This is a genomic window from Phytohabitans kaempferiae (genome assembly GCF_042433955.1).
Lineage (GTDB): Bacteria > Actinomycetota > Actinomycetes > Mycobacteriales > Micromonosporaceae > Phytohabitans > Phytohabitans kaempferiae.
Genome location: NZ_JBHLUH010000089.1, coordinates 1 through 19,068, shown reverse-complemented (window position 1 = coordinate 19,068; position 19,068 = coordinate 1). Strand labels below are relative to the sequence as shown.

The 19,068-nt window shown below is 71.7% G+C and carries 19 protein-coding genes and 1 pseudogene; 13 read left to right on the top strand and 7 right to left on the bottom strand.

Features of this window, described 5'->3' with window-relative positions; translation table 11 throughout:
• Position 1: 1 nt before the first annotated feature.
• The 10 genes and pseudogenes from ACFFIA_RS39270 (at position 2) to ACFFIA_RS39225 (ending at position 5,901) form a co-directional block, all read left to right on the top strand.
• Positions 2 to 799 (top strand): GvpL/GvpF family gas vesicle protein, encoded by a 798-nt coding sequence (locus ACFFIA_RS39270; protein ID WP_377261571.1) that lies wholly within the window; start codon positions 2 to 4, stop codon positions 797 to 799.
• 3 nt (positions 800 to 802) lie between these two features.
• On the top strand, positions 803 to 1,051 hold the full coding sequence (locus tag ACFFIA_RS39265) for a gas vesicle protein GvpG (RefSeq protein ID WP_377261568.1): 249 nt from the start codon (positions 803 to 805) through the stop codon (positions 1,049 to 1,051).
• Positions 1,052 to 1,054: 3 nt separating this feature from the next.
• Positions 1,055 to 1,546 (top strand): gas vesicle protein GvpO, encoded by a 492-nt coding sequence (gene gvpO, locus ACFFIA_RS39260; protein WP_377261565.1) that lies wholly within the window; start codon positions 1,055 to 1,057, stop codon positions 1,544 to 1,546.
• A 7-nt stretch (positions 1,547 to 1,553) separates the two neighbouring features.
• Positions 1,554 to 1,964: a gas vesicle protein gene (locus ACFFIA_RS42560; RefSeq protein ID WP_446686996.1), complete on the top strand. Its 411-nt coding sequence runs from the start codon at positions 1,554 to 1,556 to the stop codon at positions 1,962 to 1,964.
• Positions 1,961 to 2,917, top strand: a complete 957-nt coding sequence (locus ACFFIA_RS39250) for a GvpL/GvpF family gas vesicle protein (RefSeq protein WP_377261563.1) — start codon at positions 1,961 to 1,963, stop codon at positions 2,915 to 2,917. The genes ACFFIA_RS42560 and ACFFIA_RS39250 overlap by 4 nt, the downstream gene beginning before the upstream one ends.
• The gene (locus tag ACFFIA_RS39245) at positions 2,914 to 3,126 is read left to right on the top strand and encodes a gas vesicle protein (RefSeq protein ID WP_377261560.1); all 213 of its coding nucleotides are present in this window, start codon (positions 2,914 to 2,916) and stop codon (positions 3,124 to 3,126) included. Before ACFFIA_RS39250 ends, ACFFIA_RS39245 begins: the two co-directional genes overlap by 4 nt.
• Positions 3,123 to 3,425 (top strand): gas vesicle protein K, encoded by a 303-nt coding sequence (locus ACFFIA_RS39240; protein WP_377261849.1) that lies wholly within the window; start codon positions 3,123 to 3,125, stop codon positions 3,423 to 3,425. Before ACFFIA_RS39245 ends, ACFFIA_RS39240 begins: the two co-directional genes overlap by 4 nt.
• A gap of 204 nt (positions 3,426 to 3,629) precedes the next feature.
• Positions 3,630 to 4,394, top strand: coding sequence for a DapH/DapD/GlmU-related protein (locus ACFFIA_RS39235; RefSeq protein WP_377261558.1), 765 nt, complete (start codon positions 3,630 to 3,632; stop codon positions 4,392 to 4,394).
• A pseudogene (locus ACFFIA_RS39230) lies at positions 4,391 to 5,083 on the top strand (ABC transporter ATP-binding protein); the annotation flags it as partial. The gene ACFFIA_RS39235 and the pseudogene ACFFIA_RS39230, both read left to right, overlap by 4 nt.
• Positions 5,084 to 5,124: 41 nt before the next feature.
• Positions 5,125 to 5,901: an ABC transporter permease gene (locus ACFFIA_RS39225; RefSeq protein WP_377261555.1), complete on the top strand. Its 777-nt coding sequence runs from the start codon at positions 5,125 to 5,127 to the stop codon at positions 5,899 to 5,901.
• 89 nt (positions 5,902 to 5,990) lie between these two features.
• On the opposite strand, the gene ACFFIA_RS39220 is transcribed toward ACFFIA_RS39225, so the two are convergent.
• From ACFFIA_RS39220 to ACFFIA_RS39205, 4 genes are all read right to left on the bottom strand, one after another.
• Positions 5,991 to 7,346 (bottom strand): GH1 family beta-glucosidase, encoded by a 1,356-nt coding sequence (locus ACFFIA_RS39220; protein ID WP_377261553.1) that lies wholly within the window; start codon positions 7,344 to 7,346, stop codon positions 5,991 to 5,993.
• A 25-nt stretch (positions 7,347 to 7,371) separates the two neighbouring features.
• The gene (locus ACFFIA_RS39215) at positions 7,372 to 8,211 is read right to left on the bottom strand and encodes a carbohydrate ABC transporter permease (protein ID WP_377261551.1); all 840 of its coding nucleotides are present in this window, start codon (positions 8,209 to 8,211) and stop codon (positions 7,372 to 7,374) included.
• A complete protein-coding gene (locus tag ACFFIA_RS39210) occupies positions 8,204 to 9,172 on the bottom strand; it encodes a carbohydrate ABC transporter permease (protein ID WP_377261548.1) in 969 nt (322 codons plus the stop codon). The genes ACFFIA_RS39215 and ACFFIA_RS39210 overlap by 8 nt, the downstream gene beginning before the upstream one ends.
• 133 nt (positions 9,173 to 9,305) lie before the next feature.
• Positions 9,306 to 10,589, bottom strand: a complete 1,284-nt coding sequence (locus ACFFIA_RS39205; protein WP_377261546.1) for an ABC transporter substrate-binding protein — start codon at positions 10,587 to 10,589, stop codon at positions 9,306 to 9,308.
• A 328-nt stretch (positions 10,590 to 10,917) separates the two neighbouring features.
• On the opposite strand from ACFFIA_RS39205, the gene ACFFIA_RS39200 reads away from it, so the two are divergent.
• On the top strand, positions 10,918 to 12,150 hold the full coding sequence (locus ACFFIA_RS39200; RefSeq protein ID WP_377261544.1) for an ROK family transcriptional regulator: 1,233 nt from the start codon (positions 10,918 to 10,920) through the stop codon (positions 12,148 to 12,150).
• A gap of 176 nt (positions 12,151 to 12,326) precedes the next feature.
• Positions 12,327 to 14,981, top strand: a complete 2,655-nt coding sequence (locus tag ACFFIA_RS39195; RefSeq protein WP_377261542.1) for a pectate lyase-like domain-containing protein — start codon at positions 12,327 to 12,329, stop codon at positions 14,979 to 14,981.
• Here ACFFIA_RS39195 and ACFFIA_RS39190 read toward each other — a convergent pair.
• From ACFFIA_RS39190 to ACFFIA_RS39180, 3 genes are all read right to left on the bottom strand, one after another.
• Complete coding sequence (locus tag ACFFIA_RS39190) at positions 14,972 to 15,661, bottom strand: ricin-type beta-trefoil lectin domain protein (protein ID WP_377261847.1); 690 nt, start codon at positions 15,659 to 15,661, stop codon at positions 14,972 to 14,974. The two genes, ACFFIA_RS39195 and ACFFIA_RS39190, sit on opposite strands and share 10 nt — an antisense overlap.
• 124 nt (positions 15,662 to 15,785) lie before the next feature.
• On the bottom strand, positions 15,786 to 16,955 hold the full coding sequence (locus ACFFIA_RS39185; RefSeq protein WP_377261540.1) for an ROK family transcriptional regulator: 1,170 nt from the start codon (positions 16,953 to 16,955) through the stop codon (positions 15,786 to 15,788).
• A gap of 112 nt (positions 16,956 to 17,067) precedes the next feature.
• Positions 17,068 to 17,667, bottom strand: coding sequence for a DUF305 domain-containing protein (locus tag ACFFIA_RS39180; RefSeq protein WP_377261538.1), 600 nt, complete (start codon positions 17,665 to 17,667; stop codon positions 17,068 to 17,070).
• 140 nt (positions 17,668 to 17,807) lie between these two features.
• Between ACFFIA_RS39180 and ACFFIA_RS39175 the strand changes: the two genes are divergently transcribed.
• Positions 17,808 to 18,551, top strand: coding sequence for a lytic polysaccharide monooxygenase (locus tag ACFFIA_RS39175; RefSeq protein WP_377261535.1), 744 nt, complete (start codon positions 17,808 to 17,810; stop codon positions 18,549 to 18,551).
• Positions 18,552 to 19,068 lie beyond the last annotated feature (517 nt).

Here is a 19,068-nt window from a genome sequence, read left to right as displayed (position 1 = left end):
GATGTCAGCGAACACCGAGGCGGGGACCACCGCCACCACCGAGCGGGGCACCGGTCAGCTCCTCTACGGGCTGGTACCCAGCGATGTCGAGCTCACCGACCAGGTGGAGGGTCTCGGCGACCCGCTCGGCCCGGTGACCGTGATCCGGCACGGCGACGTGGCGGCACTGGTGAGCGAGATGCCGCTCGACGTGCGGCTGGGTCGCCCGGCCGACCTCATGGCGTACCAGAAGCTGCTGGACGCCACCGCGGTGGCCGGCGAGGTTCCGGTGCTGCCGGTCCGGTTCGGCACCGTGCTGGCCAGCCGGGAGGCCGTCACCGAGCTGCTCGCCAGCCAGCACGACCGGTACCGGGAGGTGCTTGAAGGGCTGACCGGCCGGGTCGAGTACCTGGTCCGGGCCCGGTACGTGGAGCAGGCACTGCTGGCCGAGGTACTCGCCGAGCAGCCGGAAGCCGCCGCCCTGCGCGAGCAGCTGCGCGACCTGCCGGCCGAGGCGAACGTCAACCTGCGCATCCGGCTCGGCGAGCTCGTCCACCAGGCGGTGGAGGCGAAGCGGGCCAGCGACACCGCGCGGATCGTCGACGCCCTCGCCGGATCGGCCCTGGCGAACGCCCCGCAGCCGCCCACGCACGAGCAGGACGCGGCCCGGGTCGCGTTTCTGGTCGAGCGGAGCCGGGGCGCCGAGTTCGAGGAGGCGGCGGCTGTCCTCGCCGACGAGTGGCGGGACCGGGTCACGGTGCGACTGCTCGGCCCGTCCGCGCCCTGGGACTTCGTCACCACACCACAGCCGGCGGGGTGACCCGTGTTGGGCATCCTGCTGGGCCTCCCCCTCGCCCCGGTCCGCGGCCTGACCGCCCTGGCCAGGGTGCTGCGGACCCAGGCGGAACGCGAGCTGTACGACCCGGTCAACGTACGGCGCCGGCTGGAGGAGCTGGAGGCGTCCGCCGCGGCCGGCGAGATCTCGGGTCCGGAGCTGGCCGAGGCGCAGGAACGGATTCTCGAACCCCTGATGGGCCAGACCGGGCCAGGGGAAGCACAGGAAAGGAGCTGACACATGTCCAACGGCGACACCGGCACCAGCCGGGGCGGACGGCGTCAGCGGGCGGCACGGTCCGGTCGCGGCGATGGTGACGACGAGAGGTACGAGGACGAAGAGTACGGCGACGACGAGCGGTACGACGACGAGCGGTACGACGACGAGGAATACGACGCCGACGGCTACGAGCCGGACCCGGACGAGGTAACCGACGAGGAGCCGGACGCCGACGAGGAGCCACGCCCGTCGCCGGCGCGGGTCGCCCAGGCGGGCCTGCGCCAGATCGCCGAGCTGACCGGCAAGCCGGTCATCGGCATCACCTCGCTGGACCGCTCGGACACCGGCTGGGTGATCGGCGTCGAGGTCGTCGAGGACCGGCGGATCCCCTCCTCCGCCGACGTCCTCGCGGTGTACCGCACCGAACTGGACGCCGCCGGCCAGCTCGTCGGCTACCGGCGCACCCGGCGGTATCCGCGCGGTCGGGGCGACAGCGGCGACGCGGAGGTGTGACGTGTCCATGCCCCAGCCCGCGTTCGATTCCGGGTCCGGCCTCGCACCGACCGGCGGCGTCCCCGCGGCCGTCCCGGCCGGTTCCCGTCCGCCCGCCGGCGGCGACGCCGGCAACCTCGCCGACGTCCTGGAACGGGTACTCGACCGGGGCGTCGTGATCGCCGGCGACATCCGGGTCAGCCTGCTCGACATCGAGCTGCTGACGATCAAGCTCCGGCTGGTGGTCGCCTCGGTCGACACCGCCCGGGAGATGGGCATCGACTGGTGGGAGCACGACCCGTTCCTCACCGCACGGCCGCGCCGGCCAGTCGAGCGGGACGACGAGCCACCCCGAGCCGTCGAGCGAGGTGACGACGCGGAGCGGGGCGAAAACAGCCCAGCGCGTCGGTCCGGCGGCAGGGAGCGGGATTCCCGATGACCGAGCGGAGCGAGGTGGGAGAGATGGCCGGGAGTCGGGACGTGTGGCTACACGCGGTCGCCCGGGACCTGCGGCCCGACCAGGTGGCCGGGCTCACCGGTACGGGCGGCGCGCCGCTGCGCGTGGTCGAGGTCGACGGGCTCGTGGCGGTGGTCGCCGACATCGATCCCGACGAGTACGGCGAGGCGGCCCTCCGGCGCAACCTGAACGATCTGACCTGGCTGGAGGCGACGGCACGGGCGCACCACCGGGTCGCGGACGCCGTCGCCGGCCTCGGCCCGATGGTGCCCACGCGGCTCGCCACGGTGTACCACGGTGACGACGCGGTACGCGCGATGCTGACCCGGCACCGGGACGACTTCGGCGCCGTCCTCGACCGAATCGCGGGTCGGACCGAGTGGGGGGTCAAGGGCTACGCCGCCGGGCCGCCGGATGCGCGGGCCGACCCGGGCGCGGCGGGCAGGTCCAGCACGCCGGGCCGGTCCAGCACGCCGGGCAGGGCCGGGGCGGGCACCGGCGGGACCGGCACCGGTGGCGCCGGCGCCGCCTACCTGCGCCGGCGGCGGGCCCAGCTAGAGGCGAGCGAGGCGGCCGAGGAGGCGGCGGCGCGGGCGGCCGAGGCGGTGCACGAGGAGCTGGCCCGGCACTGCGACGCCGCCCGGCGCCACCGCCCGCAGGACTCCAACCTGAGCGGTGTACCGGCCTGGATGGCGCTCAACGGCGCGTACCTGGTCCGCGCCGAGCGGGCGGCCGAGTTCGCCGGCCTGGTCGACTCGCTCCGCGACCGGTACCCGGCGCTCCGGCTGGAGTTGACCGGTCCCTGGCCGCCCTACTCCTTCACCGCATTCGAGGAAAGCGACGCCGGAGCGACGGCCCTCGAAGAAAGCGACGCGAGCGCGACCGCCTTCGAGGAGAGCGACGCGGGCGCGACGTCGAGAGGTGGTGGGCGATGAGCGAGCCGGCTGTGCCGGGCGCGGGCACCTCCCGTCCGGTCGCCCTGGTCGACCTGCTCGACCGGGTACTGGCCCGGGGCGTCGTGGTCAGCGGCGAGCTGGCCCTGTCCATCGCCGACGTCGACCTGGTGTACATCTCGCTGCGGGCGCTGCTCTCCTCGGTCCGGGCCCAGCCCGCGCAGCGGTCAGAGGAAGGCGCGTGGGAATGAACGAGGGCGAGATCAGGCCGGCGCGGACCGGCCGCGTCGAGGTGGACCAGGGAGGGGTCGAGCGCGGCCTGGCCAGCCTGGTCCTCACGATCATCGAGCTGCTCCGCCAGCTCATGGAGCGGCAGGCGCTGCGCCGGGTCGACCAGGGCGACCTCACCGACGAACAGGTCGAGCGGATCGGCGTGACCCTGATGGCGCTGGAGGAACAGATGGCCGAGCTGCGCGAGCACTTCGGCCTCGACCCGGAAGACCTCAACCTCGACCTCGGCCCGCTGGGCCCGCTGCTCCCCCGCCCCTGACCCCACACGCGCCGCGCGCGTGCCCGCGGGCGCGGCGCGTGAACGGAAAGCGCCACAGTACGCGCCGATTCGACATTCGCCATTCACATTTTCCACCGACCGGCGGAATGGCGAATTCGGTCCCGCGACGGACGACGCATTGCCGCGCCCGCCCCTATCGTTGCTTGGCGAACGGGTGAATTCCGAATCACGAGGGGTACGGGAATGACGAGCAGCCCTGCCACGCTCACCGGTCCGCTGGTGTCGACCGCGCCGGCTCCGGTCGGCGAGATCATGCCGAAGACGGTCAATGCGTGGCCGCGCACCTATTCGTTGGGAAACCTCCTCACCGTGCTGCGGGCCCGGCGCAACGGCGCGACGGTCAGCCTCAACCAGGTGAAGCTCAAGGACACCGTCGTCGAGCGCAATGCCTTGATCATGGAGTACGCGCTGCTGTGGGCGAGCAGCGTCCAGCCGTACTCGATCGTGGGGCGGTTCACCTCGCTCTTCAACACCGACGTGGGGCCGTACGTGGGCATCGCCGAGAAGGTGACCATCGGCGCCAGCCCGCACTGGCCGCAGTTGCCGACGACGCACGTGTTCCCGGTCAACCACGAGTTCGGCTTCTGCGACGACCCGTGGCCGGCGGTGGGGCGCACCACCATCGGCGCGGACGCGTGGATCGGCGCGGGCGCCACGATCCGGGCCGGCGTGCGGATCGGCGTGGGCGCGGTGGTCGGCGCGGGCGCGGTGGTGACCCGCGACGTGGCCGACTACGAGGTGGTGGTCGGGGTGCCCGCCCGCCACCTGCGCCCGCGCTTCCCCGCGCCCATGGTGCGGAGCTTGCTCGAGCTGCGCTGGTGGGACTGGCCGCCGGCGGTCATCCGGGAGCACCTCGCCCTCTTCCGCGAGCCGCTCACCCCCGAGCGGCTGGAGCTGCTGCACGAGCTGGCCCCGCCGGGACGCGCCCACCAGGGGGCCGCCGCGTGAGGCCGGCCATCCGCGCCGAAGGGCTCACGAAGCGGTACTCCGGCGTCCCGGCGCTGCGTGGCGTCGACCTGGAGGTGCCGGCGGGCAGCGTGCTCGCGCTCCTCGGCCCCAACGGGGCCGGCAAGAGCACCACGGTCAAGATCCTGACCACGCTGGTCGCGCCGGACGGCGGCCGCGCGGAGGTGGCGGGCTTCGACGTGGTCCGGCATCCCCAGCGGGTACGGGCGGCGATCGGCGTCGCCGGCCAGTACGCCGCGGTCGACGGCCGGCTCACCGGGCGGGAAAACCTCGTCCTCTTCGGACGGTTGCACCGGATGCCGCACCGCGCGGCGACCCGGCGGGCCGGCGAGCTGCTGGAGCGTTTCGGTCTCGCGGGCGTGGCCGACCGGCTGGCCCGCACGTACTCGGGGGGCATGCGCCGCCGCCTCGACCTGGCCGCCAGCCTGGTCGCGCACGCCCCGGTGCTCTTCCTGGACGAGCCCACCACCGGCCTCGACCCGCTGCGGCGCGACCAGCTGTGGGCGGTGGTCGACGAGTTCGTGGCGGCGGGCACGAGCGTGCTGCTCACCACGCAGTACCTGGAGGAGGCCGACCGCCTGGCCGACCGGGTCGTGGTCGTCGACGGCGGGCGCGTGGTCGCCGAGGGCACGGCCGACCAGCTCAAGCGGCGCACCGGGAGCACGTCGCTGGACGGCGCGTTCCTCGCGCTGACCGCTTCGGGGGCGACCTCATGACCACAGTGGACACTCTAAGGTGGAGCGCCGTCGACACGCTCGTACTGGCCGGGCGGAGCCTGCGCCACTGGCGCCGCCAGCCCGAGCTGCTGCTGCTCTCCACCGCCCAACCGGTGGTGCTGGTGCTGCTGTTCACGCAGGTGTTCGGCGGCGCGGTGGCCACGCCCGGGATGCGCTACGTCGACTGGCTCGTGCCCGGCGTACTCGTGCAGGTGGTCGCCTGGGACAGCGCCAAGACCGCGGTCGGCGTCGCCGAAGACCTGGCCAGCAGCACGATCGAGCGGTTCCGCACACTGCCCATGTCGGCGGTGGCCGTGCTGGCCGGGCGCACGCTCGCCGATGCCGGGCGCAACCTCTTCGTCGTCCTCGCGATGCTCGCCGCCGGCGTGGTGGTGGGGCTCCGCGTGCCCGGCGGCCCGGTCGCCGCGGCCGGAGCGGTCGTGGTCGCGGTCACGTTCGGATACGCGTTGACCTGGCTCTTCGCGTACCTCGGACTGCGTGCGAGGGGCGGGGAGGCCGCGCTGGCCGCGGGCATCCTGGTGGTCTTTCCGTTGATGTTCGCGTCAAGCGCGCTGGTGCCGGTGGAGACGATGCCGGCGTGGCTGCGGCCCGTCGCCGCCCACCAGCCGCTGACCGCCGTGATCGACGCCGTGCGGGCCCTGATGCAGGGCCGGCCCGCCGCGGGCGCGGTCGCCGCCGCGCTGGCCTGGACGGCCGGCATCCTGGCGGTCGCCGTGCCCGCGGCGGTGCGCCGCTTCCACCGCGCCGCCTGAACCACGGGGCCGGGAGGCCGCCGCCCAGGTGCCACGGCAGGCGACGGTCCCCGGCCCCGCTCCTCATCCCCCGGTGAGGGACATCTCGATCAGCCGACCGCCGTCACCTGGCGGTGCTGGGCGATCAGGTTCGCGTACCGGTGGCCGCTCGCCTTGATCGTCCGGCGCTGGCTGTCGTAGTCGACGTGCACGAGGCCGAACCGCTTGTCGTACCCGTACGACCACTCGAAGTTGTCCAGCAGCGACCACACGTAGTAGCCGTCGATCGGCACGCCCCGCGCCGCCGCCGAGGCGCAGGCGTCGATGTGCTGCTCCAGGTAGTCGGTGCGCTCCTTGTCCTGGATCTCACCATCCGGGGTGAGCTCGTCCCGCCAGGCCGACCCGCTCTCGGTCACGATGATCCGCGCCGGACCGTATGTCTCCGACACGCTCACCAGCAGGTGCTCCAGCCCCGACGGGTACATCTCCCACCCCATCGCGGTCTCCATCGAGCCGGGCACCGGGATCTGCCGGGCGTACGGCGCGGGACCGTCGGGGTCGTCGACCACGAGCTGGCGGAAGTAGTAGTTGAGGCCGAGGAACTCGGTCGGCGTGGCGATCAGCTCCAGGTCGCCGGCGTGGACGGGCGGCTCGTGGCCGTACGTCTCGACCATGTCGGCGGGGTAGCCGCGTCCGTACAGCGGGTCGAGCCACCAGCGGTTGGTGTGCCCGTCGGCGCGCCGCGCGGCCGCGACGTCCTCGGGGCGCTCGCTGCCTGGCTCGCACGGGCTGGGGTTGAGCACGATGCCGACCGAGGCCGGGCGGGCCGCGGCGGCGCGGATCGCCCGCGCGGCCAGGCCGTGGCCGAGCAGCGTGTGGTGGCTGGCCCGCACGGCGAGACCGAGGTCGCGCACGCCCGGCGCCATCCGCCCTTCCAGGTGGCCGATCCACGAGACGCAGAGCGGCTCGTTGACCGTGACCCAGTCGGTGACCCGGTCGCCGAGCGCGCCGGCGACCACCGTCGCGTAGTCGGCGAACGCCTCGGCGGTGGCCCGCTCCGGCCAGCCGCCCCGGTCCTGCAACGCCTGCGGCAGGTCCCAGTGGTACAGCGTGACGAGCGGCTGGATGCCCGCGTCGAGCAGCGCGTCGACGAGGCGGTCGTAGAACGCGAGGCCGGCCGCGTTGACCTGGCCAGTGCCGTCCGGCACGACGCGCGGCCAGGCGACGGAGAAGCGGTACGCCCGCACGCCGAGCTTGTTCATCAGCGCGATGTCCTCCGGCCACCGGTGGTAGTGGTCGCAGGCGACGTCGCCGTTGTCCGCGTTGTCGATGGCACCGGGGACCCGGCTGAAGGTGTCCCAGATGGACGGTTTCCGGCCATCTTCGCCCACGGCACCTTCGATCTGGTACGCCGCGGTGGCGACGCCCCAGGTGAAGTCGGGCGGCAGCTTCGACAGGTCCGGCACGGTGTGGTCTCCCCCTCTGATCGGGTCATTTGACTGCGCCGGCGGTCAGGCCGGCGACGAAGTAGCGCTGCAACATCAGGAATCCGGCGACCACGGGGATGCTCACGACCAGCGACGCGGCCATGACCTGGTTCCAGTAGACGTTGTACTGGGTCGCGTACCCCTGGAGGCCGACGGCGAGCGTGCGGCTGCTCTCGTCGGTCATCACCGAGGCGAAGAGCACCTCGCCCCAGGCCGTCATGAAGGCGTACACGGTGACGGCCACCACGCCGGGGATCGCCGTCGGCAGGATCACCTGGAAGAGCGTCCTCATCGGACCGGCGCCGTCGACCTGCGCGGCCTCGTCGAGTCCGCGCGGGATCGAGTCGAAGTAGCCGACCAGCATCCAGATGGAGAAGGGCAGCGAGAACGTCAGGTACGTGATGATCAGGCCGGTGCGGCTGGCGTAGAGCGCGATCCCGGTGGCGTTGCCGAGGTTGACGTAGATGAGGAAGAGCGGGAGCAGGAAGAGGATCCCGGGGAACATCTGCGTCGACAGCACCGTCACCGAGAAGACCTGCCGGCCGCGAAACCGGTACCGGCTGACCGCGAACGCGGCGAAGACGGCGATCGCCACCGAGACGAGCGCGGCCACGCTGGCGACCAGCAGGCTGTTGAGCAGGTACCGGCCGAGCGGCACCGTGCTCCACATGTCGACGAACGCCTGCGCGCTGGGCCGGGTCGGCAGCCAGGTGAACGCGCCCTGCACGTCGCGGAGCGGCTTCACGGCCGAGCTGAGCATCACGTACAGCGGGGTCACCGTGAAGATCGTGAGCAGGGTCAGCACGACCCGCCGCGACCAGCGCTCGGCGGCCGTCTCACGCATGTTCCCTCCTCCGGTTCGTGACCAGCAGGTACGCGGCCGTCACGACCAGCAGGAAGAGCAGCAGCGCCACCGACATGGCCGAGCCCTGGCCGAAGTTCCAGGTGATGAAGGAGCTGCGGTAGATGTGGATGGAGATCAGGTCGGCCTGCTCGGGCGCGGACCCTCCGAAGAGGACGAACGGCGTGTTGAAGTCGTTGAACGTCCACAGGAACAGCACCAGGATCAGCACCTGGTTGACCGGGCGCAGCATCGGCAGCGTCACGTCCTTGAGCCGGCGCCAGAAGCCGGCCCCGTCGATCGCCGCCGCCTCGTACATCTCGGAGGGGACGTTCTGCAGCCCGGCCATGACGCAGAGGAACGCGAACGGCCACGACCGCCAGATCGAGACGACCAGCAGCGCCCAGAAGCTGTTGCCGCCGATCAGCCAGAACGGCCGCTCGTCGGCGAGCCCGGTCGTGGTGAGCAGTTCGTTGAGCAGGCCGGTGTCCCGCTGGAAGATGAACGTCCAGGTGATGACGGCCGCGTACACCGGCAGCGCGTACGGGGTGAGGAAGAGCGTGCGCAGCAGCGACCGCCCCGGGAAGGGCCGCTGGAGGAAGACGCCCGCGAAGAGGCCGAAGAGCCAGGCGATGCCGACCGAGAGCGTCGTGTACATCACGGTGACCCAGAAGGAGTGCAGCAGCTCCTTGCCGACCGGCCCGTTGACGTCCAATGTGGCCTTGTAGTTGTCGAGGCCGACGAAGGGCGCTGCCGACCAGTCCCGGATCTGAAACTGGGTCAGCTCCAGCAGGCTCATCCAGACGCCCACCACCATCGGTACGACGTGGACGAGCAGCTCCAGCAGGATGGCCGGGAGCAGCAGCAGGTACGGCAGCTTCGAGCGGGGCAGCCGGGTCGGCTTCTTCCGTCCGGCCGGAGCGGTGGACGGCCGGGCCTCCGCCGGAGCCGTCGTGGTGGTCACCATCGCGGTCCTCTCAAGGATGGGCCGTGGAGGGGTCGGCGTTCCCCTCCACGGCCACGCTGTGTCCCCCGCCTGTCCGCCGCGTCGCGTGGCCGCGATGCGGCGAGCAGCCTCAAGAAACCTGTCGGGCCGCTCAGCTCCCCATCTGCTGCTGGGCGTCGCTGAGCTTCTCCTTGACCGCCGCCTCCGTGACCGGCTTGCCGCTCGCCGCGTCGGCGAACAGATCCTTCATCGCCGTACCGACAAGCGTCTCGAACTTGCTCTCCTCGGCGACCTGGGGCAGCGGCGCCGCGCTGGTGGCGAGCACGCTGGCAAGCACCTTCTGCTCCTCGGCCTGGAACGCCGCGTCCGAGGCGACGGTGGTGACCGAGGGCAGCGAGCCGTACGTCTTGTTGAGCTGGACCTGCTCAGCGTCGCTGGTCATGAACTTCACGAACTCCAGCGCGGCGTCCTTGTCCTTGGTGTGCTTGAAGATCGCGATGTTGATGCCGGCCACCATGCTGTTGACCTTCTTGCCGCCGGCCGGGGTCGTGGCCGGGAAGGGCACCGGCGCGACACCGTACGTGTCAGGGGCCATGCCCTGGGCCTTGAACGCGGAGCCGGCCGCCTGCCACAGCAGCATGGCCGCCTTGCCGTTGGCGAAGTCGGAGACCGACTGGTTCTGCGCGTACTCGGCGTTGCTGGGGTTGACGATCTTGTCGACCGCCATGAAGTCGATGTACCGCTTGACGGCCGCCACGTTCTGCGGCGTGTCGAAGGTGGGCTTGCCCGAGGCGTCGAACCACTCGCCGCCCCACTGCTGGCCGAAGGCGAACGCGTGGTGCGAATTTTCCGCGATGTTGGCCCCCTCGACCGCGAGGCCCCACTGCTGGCCGGTGGTCAGCTTCTTGCCGACGGTCACCAGCTCCTCCCACGTCGTCGGTGGGGCGGCGATGCCCGCGTCGGCGAACATCTTCTTGTTGTAGTAGAGGGCGTACGCCAGGCTGTAGAGCGGCACCGCGGTCGGCGGCTGGCCGGGCGCGCCCGCGGCGGCCAGCGCGGCCGGCACGAAGCGGTCCTTGCCGCCCACCGCGTCGAGCGTGGCGTCGTCGAAGGGCAGGAACGCGCCGGTCGCCTGGAGCGACGCCGACCAGGTGTTGCCGATGTTGACCACGTCCGGGCCCTGACCCGAGGTGGCCGCCGCCAGCAGCCGGTTGAGCAGGTCCGACCAGGGCACGACCTCGACGTTCACCTTGATGCCGGTCTGCTGCTCGAACTTGTCCAGCTCCGGCTGGAGCGTCTGCTTGTCGAACTCGAGGCTGGAGCCCTGGTTGCTGGCCCAGTACGTCAGCGTCTTGGCGCCGCCGCCGGAACCACCGTCCGAGTCGTCGCCACACGCGGTAATCGAAGCGGCCAGCATCACAGCCGCGGCAGTCATAGCTAACAGTCGTCGAGACACGATCTGCCCTTCTGGCGTGGGAGTTACATCAGGGCTTAAATTACGACGTCATTAAAGTGACTTTGCGGTTCGCCGTCAAGGGATCGCTCTCACGACGATGCCGGCGGGCGCGCGAGCCTTACAGTTATCTGCCGGCAGGCGGGCTGATCGAGGTGGTGCATGAGCGAGAGCCGTGAGGCTACGAGCCTCGACCACGACGGCGGACGAGCGCCGAACGGCGGAGCGGGGTGGGCATGAGCGGGAGCCGTGAGGCTACGAGCCTCGACCACGACGGCGGACGAGCGCCGAACGGCGGAGCGGGGTAGGCATGGCTCTGGAACGGACGACGAACCGCACGGTGCGGCTGCGCAACCGCGCGGTGCTGCTGTCGAAGCTCTTCCTGGAAGGTCCGCTGACCCGCCAGGACCTCGCCCGCGACACCGGGCTGAGCCAGCCGGCGGTGAGCAACGTGGTCGCCGACCTGGTCGCGGCCGGACTGGTGGTGGACGCCGGCGCGCTGGAGTCCGACGGCGGGCGGCCGAGCATGAGCCTGCGGGTCGCCCCCCGCTTCGCGCTCGTGGCCGGCGTCGACGTCGGCGAGACCCGGGTCCGGGTCGAGCTCTTCGACCTCTCGATGGCGCTGCTGGCCAGCGCTGACTACCCGATCGACGCGGCCCGGCCGGACCCGGCCACCGTCGTGCGCCACGTGGTCGCCGGGCTCGCGGCGGTCACCGAGCGGGCCGGCGTGCCCCGGTCCGACCTGCTCGGCGTCGGCGTGGGGGTCTCCGGCGTCGTCGTCCAGGACCCCGAGGCCGTGGTGTACGCGCAGACGCTCGGCTGGGACGGCGTACCGCTGGAACGCCTGATCCGGGCCGAGGTCGACGTCCCGCTCCACATCGACAACGGCGCCAAGACGCAGGGCCAGGCGGAGATGTGGTTCGGCGCCGGCAGAGGTGCCCGCCACGCGGTGTTCGCGCTGGTCGGCTCCGGTGTCGGCGCCACGGTGGTGAGCGACGGCGCGACCTACCGGGGCGTGGCGAGCAGTGCCGGCGAGTGGGGCCACACCACGCTCGTGTACGGCGGGCGGGAGTGCCGCTGCGGCGCCCGCGGCTGCCTGGAGGCGTACGTCGGCGCGGAGGGCATCATCGAGCGCTACCGGGAGGCGCGGCGGGGCCGGGCGGTTCCCGGTGCCGACGAGGAGTCGCAGATCAACGCGCTGATCGCGGCCGCCGACCGCTCCGACACGGCCCGCCGCGTGCTCGACGAGACGGCCGCGTACCTGGGCGCCGGCGTGGCCAACCTGATCAACCTCTTCAACCCCGAGCGGGTCGTGCTCGGCGGCTGGGCTGGGCTCGCACTCGGCGCCCGGCTGCTCCCCGCGATCCGGGCGGCGGCCGCCGCGCAGGCGCTCCACAAGCCGTTCGAGCAGGCCCGGATCGAGCTCGGACAGCTCGGAGTCGACGCGGTCGCACTCGGCGCCGCGACGCTGCCGGTGGCGCGGCTGCTGTCGGCCGGCGGCGTGCCCGTCACCGCCACGCCGGCCCTCTCCCCCGCGATCTAGAACCCGGGGCGCGCACATTCCGGCATTCGGGATATATAACGTCGTAATAAATTGACACCTTGACGCGGATGTGACGCGGGCGTAACACTCGGCGCGGCGGAGAGCGCTCTCGCCCATCCCCCATGGCAATGTCCCGGTTTCGGCGTCCGGGCCCCACCCCACGGACAGGCAGGGTCATGATTTTTCGTGGTTTCCCGTCCCGTACCCCCCAACGCCGGATCAGACGTCGCCCCCTGGTCGTCGCCGTCGTGGCGGCGACCGTCCTGGCGCTGATCCCGCTCGGCTCGATCCCTTTCGCGAGCGCGGCGCCGACGCTGATCTCACAGGGCAAGCCGGTCACCGCCTCCTCGTCCGAGTCCGCCGCGTACCCCGCGTCCGCGGCCGTCGACGGAAACGCCGGTACGCGCTGGGCATCCGCGTTCAGCGATCCACAGTGGATACAGGTGGACCTCGGCACCACCGCCACGATCAGCCAGGTCACGCTCCGGTGGGAGGCGGCCTACGCGTCGGCGTACCAGATCCAGACCTCGACCAACGGCAGCACCTGGACCAACATCTACGCCACGACCACGTCCACCGGCGGCACGCAGACGCTCAACGTCACCGGCTCCGGCCGGTACGTGCGGATGAACGGCACCGCCCGCGCGACCGCGTGGGGCTACTCCCTGTGGGAGTTCGAGGTGATCGGTGAGTTCGGCACGCAGCCAGGCGTCTGCGGCACCGCCAACGCCGCCGCCGGCCGCCCGGCGACCGCCTCCTCCACCGAGTCGGGCGCCTACCCCGCCTCCGCCGCCTTCGACGGAAACGCCGGCACGCGCTGGGCATCCGCGTTCAGCGATCCACAGTGGATACAGGTGGACCTCGGCAGCAGCCAGTCGATCTGCCAGGTGGTGCTCCAGTGGGAGGCCGCGTACGCGACGGCGTACCAGATCCAGACCTCGGCCAACGGCAGCACCTGGACCACCGTCCACTCCACGACCACGTCCACCGGCGGCACGCAGACGCTCAACGTCACCGGCTCCGGCCGGTACGTGCGGATGAACGGCACCGCCCGGGCGACCGGTTACGGCTACTCGCTCTGGGAGTTCCAGGTGCGCACCGGCTCCTCCACCACACCGCCCACCACGCCGCCGACCACCGGCCCGGTCGACCCGGTCGAGCCGACCGACCCGCACAACCCCAACTTCGGGCCGAACACGTTCGTCTTCGACCCCTCCACGCCCACCTCGACCATCCAAAGTCGACTGAACACCATCTTCACGCAGCAGGAGACCGCCCAGTTCGGGCCCAACCGGTACGCGGTGCTCTTCAAGCCCGGCAACTACACCGCCGACGTCAACCTCGGCTTCTTCACGCAGGTGGCCGGCCTCGGCATGTCGCCGGACGACACCAACCTCAACGGGCACGTACGCGCCGAGGCGTTCTGGTTCGGCGGCAACGCCACGCAGAACTTCTGGCGCGCGTCGGAGAACCTATCCGTCACGCTCCCCGCCGGCACCATCGTGGAGCGTTGGGCGGTGTCGCAGGCCGCGCCGTACCGCCGCATGCACCTGCGCGGCACCGGCAACCAGATCCAGCTCTGGAACGGCGGTGACGGCTGGTCCAGCGGCGGCTTCATGGCCGACACCAAGATCGACGGCATGGTGGTCTCCGGCTCGCAGCAGCAGTGGTACTCGCGCAGCAGCGAGTTCGGCAGCTGGAACGGCGGCGTGTGGAACATGGTCTTCCAGGGCGTACAGGGCGCGCCGGCGGCCAACTACCCCAACCCGCCGCACACGGTGATCGCGCAGACCCCGGTGGTACGCGAGAAGCCGTTCCTGTACGTCGACGGCACCGGCGAGTACCGCGTCTTCGTCCCCGCGCTGCGCGCCAACTCCAGCGGCACGACGTGGTTCAACCGGACGCCGGCCGGCTCGTCCATCTCGCTGAGCCAGTTCTACGTGGTCCGCCCCGGCACCACCGCGGCCACCATCAACAACGCGCTCGCCGCCGGCCGGCACCTGCTCTTCACGCCGGGCGTGTACCAGATCGACCAGACCATCCGGATCACCCGCCCCGACACGGTGGTGCTCGGCCTCGGCCTCGCCACGCTCCAGATCAACAACGGTGTCAACGGCATGACGATCGCGGACGTCGACGGCGTGAAGGTCGCCGGCATCATGTTCGAGGCGGGCACCACCAACTCCAACGTCCTCATGGAGGTCGGCCCCGCCGGCTCCTCCGCCAACCACACCGCCAACCCGACCTCGCTGCACGACGTGTTCTTCCGCATCGGCGGCGCGCTCGCCGGCAAGGCCACCAACACGCTGATCGTCAACAGCCACAACGTGATCGGCGACCACATGTGGCTGTGGCGCGGCGACCACGGCGACGGCATCGGCTGGAACGTCAACACCGCCGACACCGGGCTCATCGTCAACGGCAACGACGTGACGATGTACGGCCTCTTCGTCGAGCACTACCAGAAGTACGAGGTCATCTGGAACGGCAACGGTGGCCGCACCTACTTCTTCCAGAACGAGAAGCCGTACGACCCGCCCAACCAGGCTGCCTGGATGAACGGCAGCACGCGGGGGTACGCCGCGTACAAGGTGGCGAACAACGTCACCAGCCACGAGGCGTGGGGCCTGGGCAGCTACTGCTACTTCAACGTCAATCCCGCGGTGGTCAACGAGCGCTCCTTCGAGGTGCCGGACACGCCAGGCGTACGCTTCCACAACCTGGTGACCGTCTCGCTCGGCGGCGTGGGCACGATCAACCGCATCGTCAACAACGCCGGCGAGCCCGCCAACACGGCCAACCAGCGCCGCACGCTCAACAACTACCCGTAGCCGGCGCCCCATCCCGAGACCGCAGTTCCCCCCACGAAAAGGCCGTGGCCACGGACCGCCCGCGCGACAGGCGGCCCGTGGCCACGGCCCGTGTCGCATGCCGCGCCACCGTCGCGCTGGCGTGCGCTCCGCGCCGGCACGCCCGCGCCCACGTGCCGCGTCGAGGTTGGTGTTGGAGAAGCTATCGAGCTGGGCGCGTCAACGCGCCCACGCCGCCACCTCCCTCTCGGATGCGCACCGACACGCCTCCCGGGCCTGTACCAAGATCCCGACAATTTCCCTGACTTTGCTGCCTCCCGCGCGGATGAGGCAGCAAAGTCCCTGATTTTGCTGTTACGCGCGGAGCTGTTTCCCGTCGCGTCGAGGCACCTGTTCGACTGCGGGTTGCGCAGCGTCAGCCCCTGCGCCTGCCACACCTGCGCGCCGGTGCCGTTGCAGTCGTAGAGCTGGACCAGCGTGCCGTTGGCCGTGCCCGCGGCGGTGACGTCCATGCACTTGCCGAGTGCGCGGAGCGTGCCGTCGCCGGCCACCGTCCACCGCTGGGCGTTGGTGCCGTTGCAGGTGTAGAGCTGGATGGCCGTGCCGTTGGCGGTACTGGCCGCCGCCACGTCGTGACATCGACGTTCCTTTCGGTAGTCGTCCGGGTCGCGGGTCGCCCGCCGACAGCGGCCTGCGCGGATGCCACGAAGGCTAGGAAGGTTTACCTATTAACAGTCAATACAAGCATTGAAATAAGTGCGCGGGCCGCCGAGGAGCGCCCGCACCCGGCGGCTGCCGCCCTCGCCTCCGCCGGGGCCGCTCCGCTCAGCGCGTGCCGCCCTCGCTCAGGAGCTGGGCCACCGGCAGCGTCGCCGCGCCCACCGAGACCGCGTCCGGCCCGAGGCGGCACAGCTCGATCGACGCCTGGCCGTACGGATGGCGCAGCGCGTGGGCCGCCGCCACCTCGCGGATCCGGGGCAGCAGCTGGTGGCCGAGCGCGAGCCCGGCCCAGCCGCCGAGCACGATCCGCTCGGGGTTGAAGAGGTTGATCAGGTTGGCGATGCCGGCGCCCAGGTAGCCGGCGGTCTCCTCCAGCACGCGCGCGGCCGACTCGGAGCGCTCGGCGCCGGCGACCAGCGCGGCGATCCCGCTCTCCTCGTCCGGCCCGGGGACCGCGCGGCCGCGCCGGGCGACCCGCCAGCGGTCGAGCACCGCCTCGGCGCCGACGTACGCCTCCAGGCATCCCTCCGCGCCGCAGCGGCACCGGCGGCCGCCGTACACGATCGTGGTGTGCCCCCACTCGCTGGCGCTGCTGCTCACGCCCCGGTAGCTGACGCCGTCGGTGAGGACCGCGGCCCCGACGCCCGAGCCGACCAGCGCGATCACCACGTGCCGGGCGCCCCGTCCGGCGCCGAACCACATCTCCGCGCGGCCGAGCGTCTTGGCGCCGTTGTCGAAGTACAGGCGGGCGCCGGTGCCGGCGCGCAGCATCGCCTCCAGGGGCACCGCCTCCCAGCCGAGCGTCTGCGCGTGCACCACCGCCGACTCGCCCTGCTCGACCACGCCGGGGACGCCGATGCCGACGCCGAGCAGCGCGTCGTGCGGTACGCCGGCCGAGGCGGTCACCGCGTCGAGGCCGGCCAGGACGTGCCGCACGACCGTGTCGGGCGCGGGCCGGGCCGACTCGATCGGGTAGTCCGCCTTGGCGAGCCCGCTCATCGCCAGGTCGAAGAGCTCCACCCGCACGCGGGTCTCGCCGACGTCGACGCCGACCAGGTAGCCGTAGCCGGGGCGGACGCGCAGCAGCGTGCGCGGCCGCCCGCCGTCGGAGTCGACCGCGCCCGCCTCCTCGACCAGCCCCTGTTCGAGCATCTCGCCGACAAGGTTGCTGACGCTCGCCGCGCTCAGCCCGGTCGCGCCGGTCAGCTCCTGCCGGCTCAGCGGCCCGTCGTGGTAGAGCCGGGTCAGCAGCACCGCCCGGTTTCGGCGGCGCATGTCCCGTACCGTCGCTCGCTTCGCGTCCACCGACCCCGCACTTCCGTCAAGCGCTGAAATAAGGGGTCCAATCTAGCCGGCCGGGCGGGAGCGCGCCCACGGGGAGGCCCGGTCACCGCGGCGTGGCGTCCAGCAGCGCCTGCATCTGCCCGATCTGGGCGGTACGGGACTGCTCGATCCGCCGCGCCAGGTCGACGAGACGCTGGTCGGCACCGCTCGCCAGCTCCATCTTGGCGAGCTGGATGGCGTCACCCTGGTGGGCCATCATCGTGTTCAGGAAGCGGCGCTCGAACTCCGTACCCGATGCCGCGCGCAGCGCCGCGACCTGCTCCTCGCTCGTGCCCGGGAGGCCGCCGTGCGCGGCGTGGGGGTCTTCGCCACCGCGCGTCGGCGCGGTCTCCGGGGCGCCCGAGCCGGCGAGGATGCCCGCCATCAGCTCCACCTCGTCCTCCTGGGTCGCCTCGATGGCGGCGGCGAGCTGCACCAGCTCGGTGCGGCCGCCCTTGGCGTGCCCGAGTCCGGCCAGCTCCACGCCCTGCCGGTGGTGCGGCAAGATCATCTGGAGGAACATGACGTCGGTGTTGTTGAGCCCGCCGGCGGCGGTCGCCGCGGGCTGATCTGTGGACGGCGTGGCGGCCGGCCCGCCCCCGGAGCCGCCGGAGCAGCCGGCCAGAAGCAGCGCCGCCATGCCGAGGAGAACCCAACGCGACATCGACACTCCAAACCGTAAAGAAGATTAAGAGTAGAACGCACATCTTCTCTTAACAATATTTACAGATAGTGTCGCACCGATGTAACCTCCAGCTACCCACGGCCGGAATCCCCCTGTTTCCCCCACAAGGAGAGAGCTGGATGAACCTACGACGAAAGGTGGCGGCGCTCGCCGGTGGCATCGCGGCCGTGCCACTGATGCTCGTCGCACTGCCGTCAAGCCCGGCCAGCGCGCACGGCTGGATCACGTCCCCGCCCAGCCGGCAGGACATGTGCGCCACCGGACGGGTCGCCAACTGCGGCCCGATCCAGTACGAGCCGCAGAGCGTGGAAGGCCCGAAGGGGCAGCGCAACTGCAACGCCGGGCTGGCCCAGTTCGCGGTGCTCAACGACGGCTCCCGCTTCCCCGCCACGAACTCGGGGAGCACGGTCACCTTCAACTGGCGGCTGACCGTGGCGCACCGCACCAGCACCTGGGAGTACTGGGTCGGGAGCCGGCTGCTGGCCTCGTTCAGCCAGAACAACCAGCAACCCCCGATGACGCTCTCGCACACGGTCAGCGGCGTCCCCAGCGGCCGCCAGACCGTGCTCGCGATCTGGAACATCGCCGACACGCCGATGGCCTTCTACGCCTGCGTCGACCTCCAGGTCGGTGGGGGCGGCAACCCCAACCCCAACCCGACCACCCCGCCGCCCAACCCCACCACGCCCCCGCCGAACCCGACCACGCCTCCCCCGCAGGGCGGCACGTGGGCGGCCGGCACGGCGTACGCGGTCGGCGCGCGGGTGACGTACGGCGGCCGCACGTACCAGTGCCTCCAGGCGCACACCGCGATCGCCGGCTGGGAGCCCCCGAACGTCCCCGCCCTCTGGCGCGCGGTCTGACCGCGCGCTGAAAGACCCGGGCCGGTACCGGCGGCGATGGCCCCCGCCGGTGCCGGCCCGCCCCATGCCCTCACGAACAGACCCTGGATGACCCGGGCTACCGCGATGTCCGCCGCGCTCCAGACCGCCGCTCCCGCGGCCGCGCCCTGCGCGGTCCCACAAACCAAACCCCGCCCTCACCCCGCGGCACAGAGAGGGCTCTTTCGGGGAAACAGCCCCTTGCGGGCAGTGCGAAAGGGCTGTTTCCTTGAAAGAGCCTCCGGTGGCCACGACCTGTCTTGCGACATTTCCGGCGAAAGCCGCGAGGCAGATCCCCGGGTCCGCTTGGCACAGATCATCTACAGAGCTTTCGCGGTCAGGGTTCGCGATCGCGGATACTCCGGCGCCCCACGTGTGGCGGCGCCCCGGATGCGGGCGAGCCAGCGCCCCACGCCACGGCGATCACGGATTCTTGCGACCAAGCTGCCGGATCTAGTCCCTGTCGCCTCTGGCGGGCGGCCCGTTCCGGGCTGAAAAT

Excerpts from the sequence above, each read along its gene's own strand:
- ACFFIA_RS39185 (WP_377261540.1), bottom strand. The coding sequence starts at position 16,955 with ATGCGCCGCCGAAACCGGGCGGTGCTGCTGACCCGGCTCTACCACGAC.
- ACFFIA_RS39240 (WP_377261849.1), top strand. The coding sequence starts at position 3,123 with ATGAACGAGGGCGAGATCAGGCCGGCGCGGACCGGCCGCGTCGAGGTG.
- ACFFIA_RS39215 (WP_377261551.1), bottom strand. The coding sequence starts at position 8,211 with ATGCGTGAGACGGCCGCCGAGCGCTGGTCGCGGCGGGTCGTGCTGACC.
- ACFFIA_RS39235 (WP_377261558.1), top strand. The coding sequence starts at position 3,630 with ATGACGAGCAGCCCTGCCACGCTCACCGGTCCGCTGGTGTCGACCGCG.
- ACFFIA_RS39205 (WP_377261546.1), bottom strand. The coding sequence starts at position 10,589 with ATGACTGCCGCGGCTGTGATGCTGGCCGCTTCGATTACCGCGTGTGGC.
- ACFFIA_RS39245 (WP_377261560.1), top strand. The coding sequence starts at position 2,914 with ATGAGCGAGCCGGCTGTGCCGGGCGCGGGCACCTCCCGTCCGGTCGCC.
- ACFFIA_RS39250 (WP_377261563.1), top strand. The coding sequence starts at position 1,961 with ATGACCGAGCGGAGCGAGGTGGGAGAGATGGCCGGGAGTCGGGACGTG.
- ACFFIA_RS39180 (WP_377261538.1), bottom strand. The coding sequence starts at position 17,667 with ATGTCGCGTTGGGTTCTCCTCGGCATGGCGGCGCTGCTTCTGGCCGGC.
- ACFFIA_RS39175 (WP_377261535.1), top strand. The coding sequence starts at position 17,808 with ATGAACCTACGACGAAAGGTGGCGGCGCTCGCCGGTGGCATCGCGGCC.
- ACFFIA_RS39225 (WP_377261555.1), top strand. The coding sequence starts at position 5,125 with ATGACCACAGTGGACACTCTAAGGTGGAGCGCCGTCGACACGCTCGTA.
- ACFFIA_RS39200 (WP_377261544.1), top strand. The coding sequence starts at position 10,918 with ATGGCTCTGGAACGGACGACGAACCGCACGGTGCGGCTGCGCAACCGC.
- ACFFIA_RS39270 (WP_377261571.1), top strand. The coding sequence starts at position 2 with ATGTCAGCGAACACCGAGGCGGGGACCACCGCCACCACCGAGCGGGGC.
- ACFFIA_RS39195 (WP_377261542.1), top strand. The coding sequence starts at position 12,327 with ATGATTTTTCGTGGTTTCCCGTCCCGTACCCCCCAACGCCGGATCAGA.
- ACFFIA_RS42560 (WP_446686996.1), top strand. The coding sequence starts at position 1,554 with ATGCCCCAGCCCGCGTTCGATTCCGGGTCCGGCCTCGCACCGACCGGC.
- gvpO (WP_377261565.1), top strand. The coding sequence starts at position 1,055 with ATGTCCAACGGCGACACCGGCACCAGCCGGGGCGGACGGCGTCAGCGG.